The sequence below is a fragment of the Amycolatopsis sulphurea genome, assembly GCF_002564045.1.
In the GTDB taxonomy this organism is placed as follows: domain Bacteria; phylum Actinomycetota; class Actinomycetes; order Mycobacteriales; family Pseudonocardiaceae; genus Amycolatopsis; species Amycolatopsis sulphurea.
On the sequence record NZ_PDJK01000001.1, the window covers coordinates 705,994 to 724,507 of the forward strand.

The 18,514-nt window shown below is 71.4% G+C and carries 18 protein-coding genes and 3 pseudogenes; 11 read left to right on the plus strand and 10 right to left on the minus strand.

The genetic code is table 11. The features are described from left to right. Window position 1: 1 nt before the first annotated feature. The 3 genes and pseudogenes from ATK36_RS03250 to ATK36_RS33210 form a co-directional block, all read right to left on the minus strand. The gene (locus ATK36_RS03250; protein ID WP_098509746.1) at window positions 2–1,042 is read right to left on the minus strand and encodes an LLM class flavin-dependent oxidoreductase; all 1,041 of its coding nucleotides are present in this window, start codon (window positions 1,040–1,042) and stop codon (window positions 2–4) included. Between the two features lie 339 nt (window positions 1,043–1,381). Continuing rightward, window positions 1,382–1,507: pseudogene (locus tag ATK36_RS32715) on the minus strand (AraC family transcriptional regulator); the annotation flags it as partial. A gap of 182 nt (window positions 1,508–1,689) precedes the next feature. Continuing rightward, window positions 1,690–1,937: pseudogene (locus ATK36_RS33210) on the minus strand (cupin domain-containing protein); the annotation flags it as partial. Window positions 1,938–2,018: 81 nt separating this feature from the next. Between ATK36_RS33210 and ATK36_RS03265 the strand changes: the two are divergent. After that, window positions 2,019–2,445: pseudogene (locus ATK36_RS03265) on the plus strand (pyridoxamine 5'-phosphate oxidase family protein). A gap of 13 nt (window positions 2,446–2,458) precedes the next feature. Here ATK36_RS03265 and ATK36_RS03270 read toward each other — a convergent pair. Beyond that, window positions 2,459–2,875 (minus strand): VOC family protein, encoded by a 417-nt coding sequence (locus tag ATK36_RS03270; protein ID WP_098509747.1) that lies wholly within the window; start codon window positions 2,873–2,875, stop codon window positions 2,459–2,461. Between the two features lie 263 nt (window positions 2,876–3,138). Here ATK36_RS03270 and ATK36_RS03275 point away from each other — a divergent pair, with 263 nt between their 5' ends. From ATK36_RS03275 to ATK36_RS03290, 4 genes are all read left to right on the plus strand, one after another. Beyond that, window positions 3,139–3,726, plus strand: coding sequence for a helix-turn-helix domain-containing protein (locus ATK36_RS03275; RefSeq protein WP_098509748.1), 588 nt, complete (start codon window positions 3,139–3,141; stop codon window positions 3,724–3,726). A gap of 61 nt (window positions 3,727–3,787) precedes the next feature. Continuing rightward, window positions 3,788–4,306, plus strand: a complete 519-nt coding sequence (locus ATK36_RS03280; protein WP_098509749.1) for a bifunctional nuclease family protein — start codon at window positions 3,788–3,790, stop codon at window positions 4,304–4,306. 275 nt (window positions 4,307–4,581) lie between these two features. Further along, on the plus strand, window positions 4,582–4,860 hold the full coding sequence (locus ATK36_RS03285) for a DUF1490 family protein (RefSeq protein WP_170069570.1): 279 nt from the start codon (window positions 4,582–4,584) through the stop codon (window positions 4,858–4,860). A 2-nt stretch (window positions 4,861–4,862) separates the two neighbouring features. Continuing rightward, window positions 4,863–7,019, plus strand: a complete 2,157-nt coding sequence (locus ATK36_RS03290) for a heavy metal translocating P-type ATPase (RefSeq protein WP_098509750.1) — start codon at window positions 4,863–4,865, stop codon at window positions 7,017–7,019. A 4-nt stretch (window positions 7,020–7,023) separates the two neighbouring features. Here ATK36_RS03290 and ATK36_RS03295 read toward each other — a convergent pair whose 3' ends face one another. The 3 genes from ATK36_RS03295 to ATK36_RS03310 all read right to left on the minus strand — a co-directional run bounded on the left by ATK36_RS03295 (window position 7,024) and on the right by ATK36_RS03310 (window position 10,737). Next, window positions 7,024–8,424, minus strand: a complete 1,401-nt coding sequence (locus ATK36_RS03295; protein ID WP_211291771.1) for an extracellular solute-binding protein — start codon at window positions 8,422–8,424, stop codon at window positions 7,024–7,026. A 169-nt stretch (window positions 8,425–8,593) separates the two neighbouring features. Next, window positions 8,594–9,496, minus strand: a complete 903-nt coding sequence (locus ATK36_RS03300) for an NAD-dependent protein deacetylase (protein ID WP_098509752.1) — start codon at window positions 9,494–9,496, stop codon at window positions 8,594–8,596. Between the two features lie 827 nt (window positions 9,497–10,323). Next, on the minus strand, window positions 10,324–10,737 hold the full coding sequence (locus ATK36_RS03310) for a hypothetical protein (protein WP_245914250.1): 414 nt from the start codon (window positions 10,735–10,737) through the stop codon (window positions 10,324–10,326). A 73-nt stretch (window positions 10,738–10,810) separates the two neighbouring features. Here ATK36_RS03310 and ATK36_RS03315 point away from each other — a divergent pair, with 73 nt between their 5' ends. The 5 genes from ATK36_RS03315 (at window position 10,811) to ATK36_RS03335 (ending at window position 14,320) form a co-directional block, all read left to right on the plus strand. After that, a complete protein-coding gene (locus ATK36_RS03315; protein ID WP_098509754.1) occupies window positions 10,811–11,578 on the plus strand; it encodes a nucleotidyltransferase domain-containing protein in 768 nt (255 codons plus the stop codon). Between the two features lie 159 nt (window positions 11,579–11,737). Continuing rightward, window positions 11,738–12,487 (plus strand): dienelactone hydrolase family protein, encoded by a 750-nt coding sequence (locus ATK36_RS03320; protein WP_098509755.1) that lies wholly within the window; start codon window positions 11,738–11,740, stop codon window positions 12,485–12,487. A 194-nt stretch (window positions 12,488–12,681) separates the two neighbouring features. Next, the gene (locus ATK36_RS03325; protein ID WP_098509756.1) at window positions 12,682–13,272 is read left to right on the plus strand and encodes a TetR/AcrR family transcriptional regulator; all 591 of its coding nucleotides are present in this window, start codon (window positions 12,682–12,684) and stop codon (window positions 13,270–13,272) included. Window positions 13,273–13,347: 75 nt separating this feature from the next. Continuing rightward, window positions 13,348–13,665 carry a hypothetical protein gene (locus tag ATK36_RS03330; protein WP_098509757.1) on the plus strand — a complete coding sequence of 106 codons (318 nt, stop codon included), beginning with the start codon at window positions 13,348–13,350 and terminating at the stop codon, window positions 13,663–13,665. A 10-nt stretch (window positions 13,666–13,675) separates the two neighbouring features. After that, window positions 13,676–14,320 carry a phosphate signaling complex PhoU family protein gene (locus ATK36_RS03335; RefSeq protein WP_098509758.1) on the plus strand — a complete coding sequence of 215 codons (645 nt, stop codon included), beginning with the start codon at window positions 13,676–13,678 and terminating at the stop codon, window positions 14,318–14,320. Between the two features lie 23 nt (window positions 14,321–14,343). Here the strand turns inward: ATK36_RS03335 and ATK36_RS03340 are convergent, their stop codons facing one another. After that, window positions 14,344–15,546 (minus strand): MFS transporter, encoded by a 1,203-nt coding sequence (locus tag ATK36_RS03340; RefSeq protein ID WP_098509759.1) that lies wholly within the window; start codon window positions 15,544–15,546, stop codon window positions 14,344–14,346. 65 nt (window positions 15,547–15,611) lie between these two features. Here ATK36_RS03340 and ATK36_RS03345 point away from each other — a divergent pair, with 65 nt between their 5' ends. Then, on the plus strand, window positions 15,612–16,598 hold the full coding sequence (locus ATK36_RS03345) for an ArsR family transcriptional regulator (protein WP_245914254.1): 987 nt from the start codon (window positions 15,612–15,614) through the stop codon (window positions 16,596–16,598). A gap of 45 nt (window positions 16,599–16,643) precedes the next feature. Here the strand turns inward: ATK36_RS03345 and ftsW are convergent, their stop codons facing one another. Both ftsW and ATK36_RS03355 read right to left on the minus strand, forming a co-directional pair. Beyond that, on the minus strand, window positions 16,644–17,807 hold the full coding sequence (ftsW, locus tag ATK36_RS03350; RefSeq protein WP_098509760.1) for a putative lipid II flippase FtsW: 1,164 nt from the start codon (window positions 17,805–17,807) through the stop codon (window positions 16,644–16,646). 45 nt (window positions 17,808–17,852) lie between these two features. Next, window positions 17,853–18,449, minus strand: coding sequence for a TetR/AcrR family transcriptional regulator (locus ATK36_RS03355; RefSeq protein WP_098509761.1), 597 nt, complete (start codon window positions 18,447–18,449; stop codon window positions 17,853–17,855). Between the last annotated feature and the right edge of the window lie 65 nt (window positions 18,450–18,514).

Below are 18,514 nucleotides of genomic sequence, written 5' to 3' on the forward strand. Positions count from 1 at the left end.
TTCAGGGGGCCGAGCCGAACTCCTTCCGGACGACCGGGAGCACCTCCGTGCCCAGCAGTTCGATCGCTTTCAGCACCACGGCGTGCGGGACGCCGGACCAGTCCATCTGCAAGGCGTAGCGGCTCGCGCCGGTCAGCCTGCCCACGGTGATCAGGCGTTCGGCGACCTCGGCGGGGCTGCCGGTGAACAGCGCCCGGGCGTGGTGGGTGTAGGCGTCGTACTCGGCACGTGACGGGATCGCCCAGCCGCGGGCGCGGGCGCCGTACTTCATCGTCTCCAGCCAGTACGGGTAGAAGATCTCCTTGGCGTCCTGGGACTTCTCCGCGATCAGGCCGATCGCGCTCATGGTCACCGGCAGCTCGTCCGCGGTGTGCCCGCCCGCCTCGCCCGCCTGCCGGTACAGGTCCACGAGCGGGGCGAACCGCTCCGGCTCGCCACCGATCACCGCGTACACCACGGGCAGCCCGAGCAGCCCGGCGCGGATCGAGGACTCCGGATTGCCGCCGGTGCCCACGGAGATGCGCAGCCGGTCGCGGTACGGGCGCGGGTACACGTGCGCCTGCTCCAGGGGCGGGCGGAAACGGCCGGACCAGGTGATCGGGTCTTCGCGATCCAGGCGCAGCAGCAGCGCCAGCTTCTCCTCGAACAGCTCGTCGTACTCGGCGAGGTCGGCGCCGAAGAGCGGGAACGACTCGGTGAACGACCCCCGGCCGGCGAGCAGTTCCGCCCGGCCGCGGCTGAGCTGGTCGAGCGTGGTGAACTGCTGGTACACCCGGACCGGGTCCTCGGTGGAGAGCACGGTGACCGCGCTGGAGAGCGTGATCCGCTCGGTCACGCTCGCCGCCGCGGCCAGCACCGTCGCCGGGTTCGAGATGGCGTAGTCCGCGAGGTGATGCTCGCCGAGCCCGTAGAAGCCGAGCCCGAGTTCGTCCGCGAGCCTGATCCGCTCCACGGTCTCCGCCAGCCGCTGCGCGACCGGCACCCGCGCCCCGGTCAGCGGGTCCGGCGGCCGGTCGCCGAAGCTGTAGATGCCCAGTTCCATCGCCGCCCCTTTCTTCGCTGCTGCCTCAACCCCGGCGGCTGCCGGGAAATTCCGGCGTGATCCGCGGCGGAAGCTCCTCAGTGGACAGCCGCTTCGATCATCCCGAACACCTCGTCCAACGGCGGCGTCGGCCTCCCGGGCCATCGAGGAGCCGTCGCAGACGAACTTCGCGATCGCCCGGCAGCAGGCGACGCTCTCCGGCGAGCCGGGGTCGGCGGCCGGCGCTTCGGCATGGCGCAGCCGCATCGCTTCGTCCTACTCCCGCAGCGCCGGCGAACCGTCGATCATCCGCCAGAGCGGTGCGGCGTCGCCGGCGGTGCAATGCCGCACCATGGCGTGGATCTCCCCGCGCATCGGATAGGCGCCGACGATGAGCGTGGTGCGGCCTTCCCCGGGGTCGTGCCAGCCGAGCCGGTGAGGGGTTCCGCCCTGCTCCGGCGTCGCGCACTCCTCACCGCACTCGACGGCAGGGTTCCGGCAACGTTGGTCGGGGACCCGGCAGCGGGCGATGCGGATGTGTGCGACCACCTCGTGGCGTGCGCCGGCGCGGTTTCGGGTCTGTGAAGGGGCCCTTCACAGACTCAGAGTCCGTGAAGGGCCCCTTCACAGACCTCCACACCGACTTTGCCGACACCCTGGCACTCGACGGGCACGGCGCGCGTGCCGACTTCGTCGACGAAGGTGAACGCGGCCGGTCCCTGGACGATGACCGTCTCGCGGGCGCGAAGGGGCCTCGGGCGGACGGCCGTCCGGCAGGATCCAGTCTTCGCCGGTGAGCGCTGTGCACAGCGTCAGCGGTGCGCCGTCCACGAACCGCAGCGCCCACGGCGGGGACAGCGTCAAGCTGCCGAACGACGAGCCGTACCCCGCGGATCAAGTCGCCGAAGGCGTCCACGGTCCCGAGGTTTGACGAATACCGGGGTGATCCGGCGTTTCACCTATGGGATCGTCCGGGACGGTCGGGTTGACTGGGCCCATGCCTACCGACGCTGCCCTGACCGCTCCGGACTTCGAATTCCTGCGCCGCCCGCTGCACGGCTTCTTCTCGGCAGCCGCCGGGCCGCGCCCGCCGCAACCCCGCCCGGTGTGGTTCGAGGTGACGGACGAGGGCACGGTCCAGCTGTTCACCGCCCCGGATTCGAGCAAGGTCCGGCGACTGGCGCGCGACCCCCGCGCGTCGCTCGTCGTGGCCGCGCCGGCGGGGGAGCGGGAACAGTGGGTGTCGGTCGCGGGCCCCGCCACGGTGGAACCCGGCGGAGCGCACGAACTGGCCCGCCGGCTCGCGGCGCGCTACTTGGGACCTCGGCGATCCGGCGCGCGCCGCGGACCTGGACGGGATCCTCGCCACCGAGCAGGTCCGGCTCGTGCTGCGCCCACGGATCGTGCACCGGTTCCGGTTCTGAGCGGGCTTCCGGCTCAGCCCGCAGGCTGGCCGATGTTGACCATCCAGGTGATGCCGAACCGGTCGGTGCACGAGCCGAACTCGTCGCCCCACATCTGCTTCTCCAGCGGGACGGCCACGGTGCCGCCGTCGGAGAGCTTCGCCCAGTAGCCGCGCAGCAACTCGGCTTCGTCGCCGCTGAGGCTGATGGAGATGTTCGTGCCCGGCCGGTGTTCCATGCCCGGCGGGGTGTCCGCGGCCATCAGCGTGAAGCCCTGGTCGGTGTCGAGTGAACCGTGCATGATCTTGTCCGCGTAGCCTTCCACGGCCGACGCGCCGAATTCGCCGAACGTGGTGAGCGCGAGGTCGCCGCCGAACACCTCGTGGTAGAACTCCATCGCCTCCCGGGCGTTGTCGCGGAAGCTGACGTAGGGGTTGAGTTTCGCTGCCATCGGAACCCTCCAGAGTTCGGGACGGTTCCGAATCCTCGCAGATCCGCGGGGGTGCGACAACGCAATCGGGCACGTCCGGGGGACCTCTTCCCCCAGCCGGGTGCCCTGGTGCCGGGTCCCGGGAATCCGCTGTGGCCGGTGGGTTTCCCACGGCGGCCGAGCCCGGATTTCCGTTGCCGGCGAAGGGTCCACGGTCTCCGCACGCCCGGACGAAACGGCAACCGGATTTGCCGGAACCGCAAACCCGGGCGCACAGTGGAGCCATGACCGACGAGTTCGACGAGGTGCTCAGCGCGGTGGGGCCGCGGCTGCGGGAGCTGCGGCGGCGCGCCGGGATCACGCTGGCCGGGCTCTCGGCGAGCACCGGCATCCCGGTCAGCACGCTTTCGCGGCTGGAATCCGGGCAGCGCCGCCCGGGACTGGAGCTGCTGCTCCCGCTGGCCAAGGCCTACCGGGTGCCGCTCGACGATCTGGTCGTCGCGCCGGCCACCGGCGATCCCCGGGTGTACCCGCGGCCGTTCACCCGGCACGGGATGACCGTGGTGCCGCTGACCCGCAACCCCGGCGGGCTGCAGGCGTTCAAGCACATCATTCCGGCCGGGCTGACCCAGCGCGAGCCCGATCCGCGCTCGCACGAGGGCTACCACTGGCTGTACGTGCTCAGCGGACGGCTGCGGGTGGTGCTCGGGGACCAGGATCTCGTGCTGACGGCGGGCGAGGTCGCGGAGTTCGACACGCACCTGCCGCACTGGTTCGGCAACGCCGACGAGCGCGCGGTGGAATTCCTCAGCATTCTCGGCCCCCAGGGTGAACGGTTCCACATTCGCGCGCGATACCGTCCGGGCAGGTGAGAAACGTGGCCCGGCTGGGTATTCCTTCTTCGAGAACTCCACGGGAGGCAGGGTGATCCCCATGGTGGCGGTGCGGGTTCAGGGACTGGCCGTGGTCGCGCAGGATGTCGCGCCGGTCGTGCTGCTGCGCGAGGAGAGCGGCTCGCGCCGATGGCTGGCGATCACGATCGGCGCGCCGGAGGCGCAGGAGCTGGCGGCGGCGCAGGAGCACGTGGTCTCCGCGCGGCCGGGCACGGTCGAGCTGATCATCGACGTGCTCGGCGCGCTCGGCCAGCGGGTCGTCCGGGTGGAGATCACCCAGCTGCGCGACAGCGTCTTCCATGCCGATCTGGTGCTGGCCGACGGATTGCGGGTCTCCGCCCGGCCCAGCGACGCGATCGCGATCGGGCTGCGCACCGAGGCGCCGCTGGAGGTCGCCGAAGCGGTCCTGGAGGAGGCTGCGGTCGACGTGACCGTGGCCGCGGGCGACGAACTGCCGCGCGAACCGGACGGTGAACCGGACGAGGAGCAGATCCGCCGGTTCCGCGACCTGCTCGACGAGATGAGCCCGGAGGACTTCCGCGACCCCGGCACGGAGTGACCGGCCACGGTCCACTGTGGCCATCCGCGAGCTGTGCGGCTCCGTGAAGGGGCCCTTCACGGACTCAGAGTCCGTGAAGGGCCCCTTCACAGCCTTTGCGGTGCCCACCCTGTCGAAAATGACAATCGCTGTCGGCTAGGGTGGGGGGCTGTGGTGTGCCCGAGCCGCCGCCCCGCCGAGGGGCTAGGCTGCGCGGCTCGATGAGGAGGCCGCCCGGTCCGGCCGGGCCGGCGGCGCAGGGGCCGGGACATCGGCCTGGAGCTGCGGAGGTTGGCATGAAGAGCGAGATCGCCGGCAGGGCGGTCGGACTGGTGGTCACCGGTCTGGCCGGGGCGGCGGCGTACGACGGGGTGAAGCGGTTCGCCCGATCGAAGGTTTTCCGGTCGGCGGCCGTCTCGGTCACCACGTGGGGGCTGCGCAGTGCCCGGGCGGCGGAGACCGGGGCGGAGAAGGTCCGGCTCGCGACCGCGGACCTGGTGAGCGAGGCTCGCGACCGGATCGGTGAGCAGGCCCCGCCGCCCGGTGCCGCCGCGGGCCACGGCCACGAGCACTGACCGTGGCCACGGTCGAACCGCAGGTGCTGTCCGACGCGGCGGGACGGGTGCGTTTCCACGTCCCGCTGCTGTCGGGCGACGCCTCGCGCGCGGTCGCGGTGGAGGACGCCGTGGACCGCGTGCCCGGCGTACGCCAGGTGCACGCGTATCCGCGCACCGCGAGCGTCGTCGTGTGGTACGACCGGGCGCGTTGTGACCGCGCGGAGCTGCTCGCCGCGATCCGGGAGGGAGCCGCGCGGCCCGCGGTACCCGCCACCCGGTCGCCGCGCTCGGCGGACGTGCGCAACGCCGACCTCGTCCGGATGGTCGTGGGCGGGCTCGCGCTCGTGGTGCTGGGGATCCGCCGCTACGGCCTGCGCCGTCCGCCGGTGCTCGGTCCGGCCGGCCGGACGGCGGCCACCGGCGTCACCATCTTCACCGGCTATCCGTTCCTGCGCGGCGCGCTCCGCTCGCTCGGCGGCGGCCGGGGCGCGGGCACCGACGCGCTGGTCTCCGCCGCGACGGTGGCGAGCCTCGTGCTGCGCGAGAACGTCGTGGCGCTGACCGTGCTGTGGCTGCTCAACATCGGTGAATACCTTCAGGATCTGACGCTGCGACGAAGCCGCCGCGCGGTTTCCGAGCTGCTGACCGGCACACAGACCCGGATCTGGCGGCGCATCGGCACGGTCGAGGCGGAGGTGGACATCGCCGATCTCGCCGTGGGCGACGAGGTCGTGCTGCACGAGCATGTGGTGCTGCCGGTCGACGGGGAGGTGGCCGAGGGCGAGGGGATCGTGGACCAGTCCGCGGTCACGGGGGAGCAGCTGCCGGTCAGCGTGACCGCCGGGACCGCGCTGCACGCCGGTTCGGTGCTGCTGCGGGGACGACTTGTGGTGCGGGCGAGCGCGGTCGGCGCGGACACCGCGATCGGCCGGATCATCCGCCGGGTCGAGCAGGCGCAGGAGGACCGCGCGCCGATCCAGACCGTGGCCGAGGTGTTCTCGCGGCGGTTCGTGCCCGTGTCCTTCGCCCTCGCCGGGCTGACCCTGCTGGCCACCCGGGACGTGCGGCGGGCGATGACCATGCTGCTGGTCGCCTGTCCGTGCGCGGTCGGGCTGGCCACGCCCACCGCGATCAGCGCCGCGATCGGCAACGGCGCGCGGCGCGGCATCCTGGTCAAGGGCGGTGCGCACCTGGAGGCGGCCGGCCGGGTCGACGCGATGGTGTTCGACAAGACCGGCACGCTCACCCTCGGCCGCCCGGTGGTCACGAACGTGATCTCCTTCGCCGAGGACTGGACGCCGGAGCGGGTGCTGGCGCACGCGGCCAGCTCGGAGATCCACTCCCGGCATCCGCTGGCGCAGGCGGTGATCCGCTCCACCGAGGAGCGGCGGATCCGGATCCCGCCGCACGAGGAGTGCGAAGTCCTGCTGGGACAAGGGATGCGGGTGGCCAGCGACGGCCGGGTGCTGCTGATCGGCAGCGCGGAACTGGTGCGGGGCGAGGGCGTGGAGCTGCCCGCCGAGGCCCGCCGCTGGGTCGCGAAACTCCGTGAGGCGGCCGAAACCCCGTTGCTGCTGGCGGTGGACGGCACGCTCACCGGGCTGGTTTCGTTGCGGGACAAGGTACGTCCCGAAGCGCGTGAAGTGCTTCAGGCGCTGCGCGCGGACGGCGTGCGCCGGATCGTGCTGCTGACCGGGGACCACCCGGGCACGGCGGCCGCGGTCGCCGCGGAGCTGGGCGTCGCGGAGTTCCAGGCGCAGGTGCTGCCCGAGGACAAGCAGGACGTGGTGCGGCGGCTGCGTGAGGAAGGGCATGTGGTCGCCGTCGTCGGTGACGGCACGAACGACGCCCCCGCGCTGGCGCTGGCCGACATCGGCATCGCGATGGGCGTGAACGGCACCGACGTGGCCGTGGAGACCGCGGACGTGGCGCTGGCGGGCGACGACCTGCGTGCCCTGCTGTCCCTGCGCGACCTCAGCCGGCGCAGTGTCACGCTGATCCGGCAGAACTACGGCCTGTCCATCGCGGTGAACGCGCTGGGCCTGGTGGTGTCCGCCGCGGGCGCGCTGTCCCCGGTGGTGGCGGCGGTGCTGCACAACGCGTCGTCGGTCGCGGTGGTCGGGAACAGTTCCCGGCTGATCCGGCACCGGGTGCCCGGCGGCCGCGAGGCGCGCTGAGCGGTCACTTCTTCCGGTACTGCGCCGCGACCTTCTCCGCCATCCCGCGGATGTCGGCGAGCGCGTCGTCCAGTTTCGTCTTCCCTTCGAGCACGCCGGCCAGCGCCTGCGAGGCCTGAGTGCCGAGCTGGCGGAACTCCGGCACCGCGACGAACTGGATGCCCGCCGTGGGCCGCGGCTGCAGCCCGGCCTTGCGCGGGTCGACCGAGGTGATGGACAGGAAGGTGGGCATCGCGAACGCCCCGGCGTCGGCCAGATATTCGGGATCGTTGTAGGTCGAGTACCGGGTGCCCGCGGGCGCCTTCGCCTGGCCGACGACCTTGCCCGCCAGCCGCTGGTAGTCCCGGCCGCTCGCCCAGGACATGAACTTCCAGGCCTCGTCCGGGTGATCGGTGCTCTCCTCCATCCCCCAGGCCCAGGTGTAGAGCCAGCCCGCGGTGGAGGTCTTGACCACGGGCGCGGACAGGTAGCCGATCCGGCTGCGGACCGCGCTGGTGGGTGCCTCCAGCTGTGCTGCGCCCGCCGTCGAGTCGTACCACATGGCGACCTTGCCCTGTTCGATCGCGGTGGCGCACTCCTGGTAGCCGCTGCGCTCCGGAACGTCCTCGCCGGCCTTGTGCAGCAGGTCCAGATAGAACCGCACGGCCTCGCGGAACTCCGGGGCGTCGGTGCGCACGTTCCAGCCGGCGTCGAACCAGGTGCCGCCGAAGGTGTTGATCATCGTGGTCAGCGGCGCGATCATGTCGCCCCAGCCGGGCCGGCCGCGCAGGCAGATCCCGTGCATCCCGTTCTTGGCGTGCTCCACGGCCTCCGCGGCGTCGGAGACCTGCTGCCAGGTCGGCGTGGCCGGCAGCCGGATACCGAGGTTGCCGAGCACGTCGGTGCGGTACATCAGGATCGAGGATTCGCCGTAGAACGGCGCCGCGTACAGCCGTCCGTCCGGCCCGCGCAGCGAGTCCGCGATCGGGGCGATCAGGTCCTTCACGTCGAAGGTGCTGTCGTCCTTTGTGTACGAGTCCAGGGCCTTGAGCTGATGCCTGCCCGCATAGATCGGCGTCTCGAAGTTGCTCACCGACGCGACGTCGTACTTGCCCGCCTGCGCGGTGAACTCGCGATCGACCTCGTCCCGGAGCCGGTTCTCGGGCAGCACGGTGAAGTTCACCTTGATCCCGGTCCGCGGGGTGAACTCGGTCGCGGTGAGCTGCTGCAGCTCGACCATCTGCGGGTTGTCCACCATGAGCACGTCGATGGTCACGTCGGACTTGCTCGCGCACGCTTGCGCGGACAGCAGGACCAGGACCGCCGCCACCGCCGCCGAGGATCGGCGCACCCGCCTTGCCCCGCGCCCGCTCCGTTGTTCCCGCACCCCGGTTCCTCCCGCTTCGGCCGCTTTGCGGCGACTCACGCGAGAAATCTAAGAGCACGAGACGAAAAGCCGAGAGCGAACGTTCGGGGCCTGGAGTGTTCGTGCAGTTCTCCTGCCCTTGCAGGCCGCTTGTACAGCGGTAGGGCCTGGTCCTGGCTTCGCTGGAGGACGGCTGTGCCTCCGTCCATCGTGGACGCGCGCGGCCTTGTCAGGGCGTGACCGCCGCGCCGGGCACCGGGTTTTCCAGTAACGAGCGCAACTCCGCGAGCGCCGCACCGAGCGGCCGGTCGACCCGGATCGACGCGTACTCGTCGCCCCGGGTCCGGCCGCGGTTGACGATCATGACCGGCTTCCCGGCCTTCGCGGCGTGCCGGACGAAGCGGAGCCCGGACATCACCGTCAGCGAGGAGCCGAGCACGAGCAGCGCGGCCGCCCGGTCGACGAGCCGGTAGCACCGCTCGACCCGGGCGTGGGGCACGTTCTCGCCGAAGAAGACGACATCGGGTTTGAGTATTCCGCCGCACCGCAGGCACTCGACGACCGTGAAGGTGCGGACGGCCTCCTCGGCCAGCTCGACGTCACCGTCCGGGTTGATCCGGGAGACGGTGCCGCCGAAGTCCGGATTGGCCGTGCGAAGCCGGGTGTCCAGCTCTTCCCGGGCACTGGTCCGGCGGCAGCCGAGGCAGATCACGCGGTCGAGATTGCCATGCAGCTCCACCACTCCCGGCGTACCGGCGGCGCGGTGCAGGCCGTCCACGTTCTGCGTGATCACCCCGGAGACCCGGCCGCTCGCGCGCAGTGCGGCGAGGGCGTGGTGCCCGGAATTGGGTGCGGCACGGGCGATGGTGCGCCAGCCGAGATGGCTGCGTGCCCAGTACCGGCGCCGCCCGGCGGCACTCGTGGTGAACTCGTCGTAGGTCATCGGCGTATGCCGGCGCAAGCTGCCGGACTCGCCGCGGTAGTCGGGAATGCCGGACTCGGTGGAGATCCCGGCCCCGGTCAGCACCAGCACCCGGCCGTCGGCGAGCACCTCGGCCACCTCGGCGAGGCGGCCCGTGCGGGGGAGTGGATCGCCCGGAGCGGCCCAGGTCGGCGTCGGTCGGGTACGCACGATGCCAGCTTACGTGGACAGGCCGCGCAAGCGTGCCGCGCCGGGATCGCGGCCGTTTCACCGGGACCGGTGATCACCCGGCCGGGCGACACGGGGATTGGCCCGCCGGGCCGCTGGGTATCCGAAGGACCATGTGGTTCGCGCTGGCTACGCCCGTGGTCGTGATGATCGCCACCGTCCTGATGGAACGGTTCGAGCGATATTGCGACCGGGCGGAGGCCGGGGCGCGCGTGCGAGTACCCGAGCCCCGGTCGAGCCGGTCCGGCCGGTCTCGTTCGGGTCCGTGGTGCTGCGGCACTAGGCGCGAGGCGCGGACCGGGCGCGGACGCCCGGCAGGGCGAGCGGTGGCCGGTGTTCTTGGGAGGAACACCGATACCGCGGCCCGGGCTCTCCCCGTCGGGGTGGGAGTGCGCGGGCCCTCTGCCGGGCTTCGGATGCGCCGCGGTGACCGGCGTACCGGCCCGCTCACCGGATCGTCGTGATCGTCGTGCTCTCGGCGGCGGATCGGTTTGCCGGTCGGTGGTCCTGTCCCGGCGGGTCTGCGCGTCGCGTTCCGGGTGAACTCCTGATACCAGGCGTCCCACGGGTGATTGGTCGCGGCGTAGTTCGCGGGCGGGTCGGCCCTGCGCAGACTGCGTAGGTCTGTGAAGGGGCCCTTCACGGACTCTGAGTCTGTGAAGGGCCCCTTCACAGACCCGAGACAGGTCCGGCGCACACCACGAGGTGGTCGCACACCTCGAACACCACCGCATCGCCCGCTGCCGGGCGAATCGATGAAGAGGGCAGGTACCGCCGATGATGACGCGGCAGCCACGGCTCTCTGCTGATCACAGGCCCTTCGACCAACTTTGCCGGGACCCTGCGCCGCCATCGGTGAACGCGACGGTGGGCAGCACGCCGTTGTCGTACTGACGGCTCGCCGACCAGGTGATTTCCCCGTCCGCGCCAAGCTGCCCGGTGCGGTACCAGAGCGTTGCCGCGCTCTGCGACTGGTGCACCTCGACGATCCGGTCGGCGCCGTCCAGCGCGATCGCGGGTGTCTGGCCGCTGTCGTAGCGGCCGTGGCGCTGCCAGGCGACCCGGCCGTCCGCGTCGTAGGTCTCGGTCCAGTACCAGAGCGCGCCGGTGCCCGAATTGTGCATCTCGACGACCTGGCCGTGGCCGTTGAGCGCGACCGACGGGTGGTAGCCGAGTGCGGTACCGGTCAGCGTCGCGAGGACGGCAATGCCCAGACGATGCATGAAACCCCCTGTTCGGGATGGTATTCCGGGAAAACGTAGCGATCTTGCCGGGGTTTCGTGGCATCTTCGGGAGATGCCGGAGAACTCCAGGGAAACCTTCGCCGAGGACGTGGCCGCCCTGCTCGCCGCGCTGCCCGGGGTGTGCGCGGTGGCACTCGGCGGCTCGCGCGCGCAGGGCACCCATCGCCCGGACAGCGACTGGGACTTCGCCCTCTACTACCGCGGCCGCTTCGATCCCGGCGATCTGCGCGCGCTCGGCCTGCCCGGCGAGGTCTCGGACCTCGGCGCCTGGGGCGGCGGCGTGTTCAACGGCGGCGCCTGGCTGACCGTCGAGGGCCGCCCGGTGGACGTGCACTACCGCGATCTCGACGTGCTCGACCATGAGCTGGCCGAAGCCCGGGAAGGCCGGTTCCACTGGGAACCGCTGGCCTTCCACCTGGCCGGGATCCCGAGCTACCTGGTGCTCGGCGAGCTGGCGGGCAACCGGGTCCTGTACGGGGAGCTGCCGCGCCCGGCCTACCCGGACCCGCTGCGCGGCGCCGCGGCGGAGTTCTGGCGCGCGGCCGCCGACCGCACCCTCGGCTACGCGGAACCGGCCTACGTCGCCCGCGGCCGCGTCACCGAGACGGCGGCCTCACTGGGCCTGGCAGCACTGCAAGCCGCGCACGCGATCCTGGCCGCACGCGGGGAATGGGTGACCAACGAGAAGACCCTGCTGGACCGCGCCGGCCTGCGGGCGCTGGATGACATGGTCTCCGGGCTCGGCCACGACCTGCCGGGCGCGTTCGCCACCGCACGTGCGCTGCTGGCCGCGGCGTATGACCGTCCACAAGGGACTTGACTGGGCGGCGGTGCGCGAACTTTGTATAACGGCCTATACGGCAAGCTGGTTATCGGATTCCGTTCACAAGCAAGGAGAATCGGACGAATCCCCACCCGGTCGACCCCGCCTCGACCAGGCTAGATTGGCGTCGTACCCAAGCAACAGGAGTGACTTCGCATGCGCAAGGAATACGTGGACGTGCCGGCCGGTGACGGGGTCGCCGATGCGTATCTGGCCGTCCCGGACGGTGGGCCGCACCCGGGTGTGGTGCTGTTCATGGACGCCTTCGGGGTCCGCCCGCGGATCGAGGAGATGGCGGAGCGGATCGCCGCGGCGGGCTATGCCGTGCTCGCGCCGAACCTGCTCTACCGGAGCGGGCGTTCGCCGCTGGTGGAGGACATGGCCGCGCTGGCCGACGCGAGCCGGCGCGAAGCGATCTTCGGTCGGCTGATGCCGATGATGAGGCAGCTGGACACCGACGCGATCGTGCGTGACGCCGGGAAGTACCTGGACTTCTTCCACGCGCAGGAGGGCGTGGCCGAGGAGCCGGTGGTGATCACCGGGTACTGCATGGGCGGGCTCAACGCGCTGAAGGTGATCGAGGCGCTGCCGGAGCGGGTCAAGGCGGTCGCGAGCTTCCATGGCGGCAGGCTGGCCACCGACGATCCGGACAGCCCGCACCTGCGGGTCGGCTCGATCACCGGCGAGGTCTACTTCGGGCACGCCGACCAGGACCACGCGATGAACGCCGACCAGATCGAGATGCTCGAACGGGCGCTCGACGAGGCCGGGGTGACCTATCGATCCGAGGTGTACGAGGGTGCCGCGCACGGATACACGATGACCGACACGGCGGCCTACCAGGAGGAAGCCGAGAAGCGGCACTGGGAGAACCTGTTTGCGCTGCTGGAGCGAGTAAACGGGTAGGAAGCTATGTCCACTATGGGCACTCCTGTCCGTTCGAGTGTCTCTTGTGGACGGTCGGTGGCCGCCGAGCCGGAAGCTGCGGCGGGCGAGGCGTGAGCTGAGCGGTGGCCGGACGGGAACGTCTGGACGGCGTAGTCCAGCCGTGCTCCGGCTAGACTCGGCCGCCCCGAGCCGGAGGAGCGAGAAAGCCACCGATGAGCGCCGCGACCACCGTTCCGCACCGCGAGAAGCTGCTTCGTGAAGGACTTCGCCAGCTGTATGCTCGCGGGTTCCACGGCACCACGATCGACGGGATCCTGGACGCGGCCGGGGTGCCGAAGGGCTCCTTCTACCACCACTTCGGGTCGAAGGAGGCGTTCGCGCGCCAGGTGCTGGCCCGGTACATGCAGTTCCAGCTCGATCAGCTGGCGGAGTGGAGCGGGCGGGCCGAGCTGCCGGTGCCCGCGCTGCTGGCCGGGTACTTCCGGGCGATGGCCGCGCGGTTCACCGGGTCCGGGCACCAGCGGGCCTGCCTGGCCGGGAAGCTGGCGACCGAGCTGGCCGCCGGGCACGAGGGTTTCCGTGCCCGGCTGGCCGAGGACCTGGGCGGCTGGCGCGAGCGGATCGCCGGGCTGCTGGAAACCGGGCAGCAGCGTGGGGAGGTTCGCGCGGACCAGCCCGCCGGGCTGCTCGCGGACGCGGTGCTCGCGCTGGTGCAGGGCGCGTTCGTGCTCGCGCTCGCCGCGCGGGAGGACGCGTCGCTGGAGTCCGTGGCCACCGCGATCGAGCTGCTCGTCGCCGGGTGAATCGCGGACCTGCGGCGCTGGGCCGGCCGCGGACTCGGATGCACCCGGGTGAGCCGGTTACCTTAGGCTGATCGTATGGCCGAAGGCGTGCTGTGCCGGGAATCGGTGGAGCTTTCCGGACGGGAGCGGTCGGTGCTGCGGAGTATGGCGCTGCACGGGACGGGCTCGGAGCTGTATTGCGCACTCGAAGCCGGTCACGGGCACGAGCACGTGGCGCCGGTCGTGGTGGGCGAGTGGTGGCTGCGGTGGTGGCCGGGGCGCCGCGTGCTGGAATCGCGCGCCGAATGCGACGCGATGTCCGAGGCGGGTGTCGGGTGTTCCGGCCCGGGTGGCCATGAAGGCGGCCACAGGTTCACCCCAGCCGACGCCACGTGGCACGCCGAACGTCGGTAATCTCGGGTTCATGCGTGACGGTTTCCAGGGCGATCTCGAACAGCTGGACGGCAAACTGGCCACGATGGCCGATGCCGCGGGCGAAGCCATGCGGCGCGCCACCCGTGCGCTGCTCACCGCGGATCTCCTGCTGGCCGAGGAAGTCCTCGGCGCCGACGACCAGCTCGACGAACTGCGCGCAGTCTGTGAGGAGGACGCGCACGCGCTGCTCGCCCTGCAGGCCCCGGTCGCCGGTGACCTGCGCGGGGTGCTGGCCGTGGTGTACTGCGCCGAGAAGATCGAGCGCATGGGTGACCTGGCCGCGCACATCGCCGGCGCGGCCCGTCGCCGCCACCCGGACCACGCCGTGCCCGCCGAGCTGGAGCAGGTGTTCACCGACCTGGGCCGGGAAACCGCCGGCATGGCCGACCGCGTGGCCTCCCTCGTCCGCAGCGGCGGCCGCGGCGGCTACGCCGAACTGAGCCGCACCGACGAGACCGTGGACGCCCTGCACGCCCGTGTGCTGGCCACGATCACCTCCCCGTCCTGGCCGCACGACCAGCGCGTCGCGGTGGCCCTGACCCTGGTGACCCGGTTCTACGAACGGTTCGCCGACCAGGCGGTGTCGGTGTCGAAACGCCTGGACTTCGCGGCGACGGGGGATCTTCCGGGGTAACCGCGGGCTGCTCGCCCAGGCGGTCACTCGTTCGGCGCGCGTAAGGTCGAGACGAGGACCGGGAGCGCGGCGGCCAGCGCGATCCCGCGTAGCGCCCCGGCGATCGGATAGGCCGCGCGGACGCCGAGCCGGTCGGCGACGAAGCCGCCGGCCAGCGCGCCCAGCGGCATCAGGCCCCAGCCGAGCATCCGGTAGACGCTGTGCACCCGGCCTTGGAGCGGAGCGGGCACGACCTGCTGCCGCAAGCCGACCGTGACCACGTTCCACAGCGTGGTAGCGAATCCGTTCAGCGCGAGCAGCAGACCGAGGACCACGGCGTCCGGGCTGATCCCGATCAGTCCGAAGAGGACGATGTTGGCGGCGAGCGCGGTGATCAGCGCGGTCGGTGCGCCGATCCGGGCCACGATGCGCGCGTTGAGGATCCCGCCGAGCACGCTGCCTGCCGCGGCGCCGGCGAGGAGCACGCCGTAGCTGTGCTCGCTGATGTGCAGCGTCTGTGTGGCGAGCAGGACGAGGGTGACGTTGCCGAGCTGGAAGCCGAACGTGTTGACCGCGAGCAGGCAGGCCAGCGTGCGCAGCAGGCGATGCCGGGCCAGCCATCGCAGGCCCTCCAGCACCGCGACCCGCATCGGCGGCCGGGCGGTCTGCGGAGGAGGACGGCGTGGCAGTTTTGCCAGCAAGGCCGCGGAGAACACGAACGAAGCCACGTCCACGCCGAAAGGTGCCGCTGCGGCGACGGCGAACAGCGCGCTGCCGATCGGCGGGCCGATGAACAGCTGTCCGGTGTTGGCGATCGCGTACTGATTGCCGTTCGCTCGATGCAGCAAGGCGGCGGGAACGAGGTCCGGGAGAACCGCCAATGACGCGTTGGCGAAGATGACCTCGCACGCGCTCAGGCCGAAGCCCAGCACCGCCAGCCCGGTGCTGTCGATCCGGCCGAGCCAGATGAGGACCGCGGCGACGGCGACGATCACGCCCTGCAGCGCTTGCGAACGCCACATCAGGCTGGCGCGGTCGTGCCGGTCGACCAGTGCGCCCGCGGGCAGGGAAAGCAGCAGCCACGGCAGGGAGGTTGCGGCAGAGACGACCGAGACGAGGACCGGGTCGTGGGTGATCGTGACAGTCAGCAGCGGCACGGCGGCGGTGAACACGCCGTCCCCGATGCTGTCCACCGCTGAGGCCCACCGCAGTCGCCGGTAAGCGGCGGGAAAACGTGTCCGAGGCATGGAGACAGGCTCCCGACTCGAACGTGTGTTCGCCACGATGGAGCCTGATGCTCCATAATCGGGCGGTGCCGTTGACCTTGGAGCTGAGCGTCGCCGATCTGGCGGGTACGCGGCTTGCCGTCTCGCCGCTGTCGGAGACCATCGCCGGGCTGCAGACCCTCGCCGGGGGAGGGCGGCACGGTGGCTGGGTCCGCTGGGTGACCGCTGAACTTGCCGTCCGTCCGCTCGAACTCTCCTGGACGTGGCCGTTGCTCGTGCACGACCGGGCTTGCTGGCCGCAATTCCTGCTGCCCGCGCCGGCTCGCGCTGCCACCACGATCGACGAGGCGCTCGACGCGCTGCGGCGGACGACCGCGCGTCAAGTGCGGCGGAGCCTTCGGAGGGTGTTCGGCGACCGGCCGCCCGCCGCCGCACGGATGCTCGCCGCCGAACCCGCCGCCGGGCTCCGTGCCGTTGCCGCCGAACTGCATGCGGCACACGACCGGCTCATCGCTCCACAGTGGACACGGCTGCGGGCCGTGCTCGACGCCGACATCGCCTATCGCGCGAAACGGTGGGCCGAAGGCGGTGCCTGCGGGTTGTTCACCGATCTGCATCCCGGCCTGAGCTGGCGGGACGGACGGCTCAGCCTCGCCGGTGACCACCGCCGCGCGCCCGGTGGGCCGATCGGCGGCCTCGTGCTGTCCCCGGTGGTGCTCGGCCCGCCGAGGGTCCTGGTCAAACTGCACACCACCACGCAGACGACGGTGCGCTACCCGGCTCGCGGCAGCGGTGCATTGTGGACGGTTCGCCGCCCGGTGGCCGATCCGCTCATGCGCCTGCTGGGCCGGCCCCGGGCCGAGCTGCTCGAAACCTTGCGGGTACCGGCCTCGACGACCGCCCTCGCGGCGGTACTGCACGTGTCGCCGAGTGCGGTGTCCCAGCATCTTCGGGTGCTGCGCGAGTGTGGTCTGGTCACCGGTGTGCGATCCGGGCGGACCGTGCTCTACCGGACGACCGGCAAGGGACTCGGCCTGCTCGGCCCCGCCGTGGCTCAGGAGTCGGTGGTGTGAGCCCGGCGTCGCCGCCGAGGGCCAGACCTGCGGCGAGGGACTTGATCACGCCCGGACCGTGCCGACTGTTCTCGCGCGAGCCTCCTGCCGGGCGGCCTGGGCCAGGACGCCGAACTGCAGCATGGTGATCACCAGTGAGGTGCCGCCCGAGGAGACGAGCGGCAACGTCACCCCGGTCACCGGCAGGACCCCGGCCACGTACCCGATGTTGATCAACGCCTGGGCGACGAGCAGCAGCGTGGTCGTCGCCGCGACCAGGCGGACCCATGGGTCGGCGGCGCGTGCCGCGGTCCGTAGCCCGGCGACGGCGAGCAGGCCGAACAGCGCCAATACCAGTACACAGCCGGCGAAGCCCAGTTCTTCGCCGATGAGGGCGAAGACGAAGTCGTTCTGCACGTCGGGCAGGTAGCTCCATTTCGCCGCGCCCTGGCCGAGTCCGACGCCGAACCAGCCGCCGTCGGCCAGTGCGTATTGCGCTTGCTGGGCCTGGTAGCCGCTGCCGCTCGCGTCTGCGTCCGAGGACAGGAAGGACAGCACGCGCGCGAGTCGGTAGTCGGCGAAGAGTGCGAGCACGAGAATTCCGGCACTGCCCCCGGCGAGTAGCGCGAGGAACAGCCGTCTCGGCGCGTCGGCGAACCACAGCAGTCCCAGCGTGATCAGGGCCAGGGTGACGGTGCCGCTGAGGTTCGGCTGGGCCAGCACCAGGGCGCACAGCACCAGCGTCACCGGGACGAGTGGTACCAGCAGATGCCGCCACTGCTGTATCAAATGGCGTTTCGCCACGAGCAGGTGCGCGCCCCACAACACGAGCGCGACCTTCGCGATCTCCACCGGTTGCACCGTGATCGGCCCCGCCGCGAGCCAGCGCTGGGCGCCGCCGTGATCGCTGCCGAGCGGGGTGAGCACCAGGACCAGCCCGACGATCGCGACGCCCAGCGCCGGGACCGCGGCCCGGCGCAGTTTCGTCAGCGGAATCCGGAGTCCGGCGACGAATGCGGCCAAACCGATTGCGACATAAAGGAGATGTCGTGCGAAACCCTGGTATACACCTACGCCAGAGGTGGGATTCGCGGCGGCGGCCGTGGCCGACAGTGCCATCACCGCGCCGAGGATGGTGAGCGCCAGGCCCACGACGACGATGATCCGGAACGACGCGAGCGGGTGCGCGAAGAACTCCCGTGTCGCGGATCCGCCGGTTCGAAAGTCCACAGTGGATGTTTGCGCGACGGCGCTGTGGGGACGCTGAGAAACGGTTCAGCGGGCGCGGATGCCGTCGAGAAGGAGGGCTACGACCGCGGCGGATTCCGCTTCGATGCCCGGATTCTGCCAGTCGCCGGCGTGTCTCGGATCGTGGAAGCGGCTGGTCCCGTCGAACACCGCGCGGGCGATGGTGTCCGGTTCGCCCGGCGCGAATGCGCCGGCGGCGATGCCGTCGGCGACGATTTCGCGAATCTGCCCGAGCAGGAAAGCGACGTGTGCCGCGGAGGTGCCGCTGTGCTCGGACGCGAGGGTGAGGAAGGTGGCGAACAGCTCCGGATCCTCGCCCGCCTTGGCCCACTTGACGCGGAACATGGTGGTGAGCAGTTCGCGGAGTCGTTCGACAGCCGGCTGCCCGGGATCCCCGGCGGTGCCGGCGAGCTGGTCCCGCGTCCGGTCGAGCCAGCGGCTGATCACCGCCTCGCGCAGCGCCGCCTTGGACGGGAAGTGCCGGTACACGCTGCCGTGGCTGACGCCGAGCAGCCGGGCGACGTCGAGCACCGTGGTCTTGTCCGGCCCGTACCGGCGCAGCGCGTCCTCGGCGGCCGACACGATCGTGCCCGCGTCGAGCGGCTCTTTCCGGGTGACGGACATCGACCAAGGAGGTTCCCATCAGCACCGCACCTGTCCCGTTCGCCGGCCGGACCGTGGCCCGGGTC

Bases quoted from the DNA above. Each gene is read 5' to 3' on its own strand.
- ATK36_RS03325 (WP_098509756.1), top strand. From the start codon at position 12,682: ATGAGCGCCGCGACCACCGTTCCGCACCGCGAGAAGCTGCTTCGTGAA.
- ATK36_RS03280 (WP_098509749.1), top strand. From the start codon at position 3,788: ATGGTGGCGGTGCGGGTTCAGGGACTGGCCGTGGTCGCGCAGGATGTC.
- ATK36_RS03270 (WP_098509747.1), bottom strand. From the start codon at position 2,875: ATGGCAGCGAAACTCAACCCCTACGTCAGCTTCCGCGACAACGCCCGG.
- ATK36_RS03320 (WP_098509755.1), top strand. From the start codon at position 11,738: ATGCGCAAGGAATACGTGGACGTGCCGGCCGGTGACGGGGTCGCCGAT.
- ATK36_RS03250 (WP_098509746.1), bottom strand. From the start codon at position 1,042: ATGGAACTGGGCATCTACAGCTTCGGCGACCGGCCGCCGGACCCGCTG.
- ATK36_RS03285 (WP_170069570.1), top strand. From the start codon at position 4,582: ATGAAGAGCGAGATCGCCGGCAGGGCGGTCGGACTGGTGGTCACCGGT.
- ATK36_RS03275 (WP_098509748.1), top strand. From the start codon at position 3,139: ATGACCGACGAGTTCGACGAGGTGCTCAGCGCGGTGGGGCCGCGGCTG.
- ATK36_RS03355 (WP_098509761.1), bottom strand. From the start codon at position 18,449: ATGTCCGTCACCCGGAAAGAGCCGCTCGACGCGGGCACGATCGTGTCG.
- ATK36_RS03310 (WP_245914250.1), bottom strand. From the start codon at position 10,737: ATGCATCGTCTGGGCATTGCCGTCCTCGCGACGCTGACCGGTACCGCA.
- ATK36_RS03330 (WP_098509757.1), top strand. From the start codon at position 13,348: ATGGCCGAAGGCGTGCTGTGCCGGGAATCGGTGGAGCTTTCCGGACGG.
- ATK36_RS03340 (WP_098509759.1), bottom strand. From the start codon at position 15,546: ATGCCTCGGACACGTTTTCCCGCCGCTTACCGGCGACTGCGGTGGGCC.
- ATK36_RS03315 (WP_098509754.1), top strand. From the start codon at position 10,811: ATGCCGGAGAACTCCAGGGAAACCTTCGCCGAGGACGTGGCCGCCCTG.
- ATK36_RS03335 (WP_098509758.1), top strand. From the start codon at position 13,676: ATGCGTGACGGTTTCCAGGGCGATCTCGAACAGCTGGACGGCAAACTG.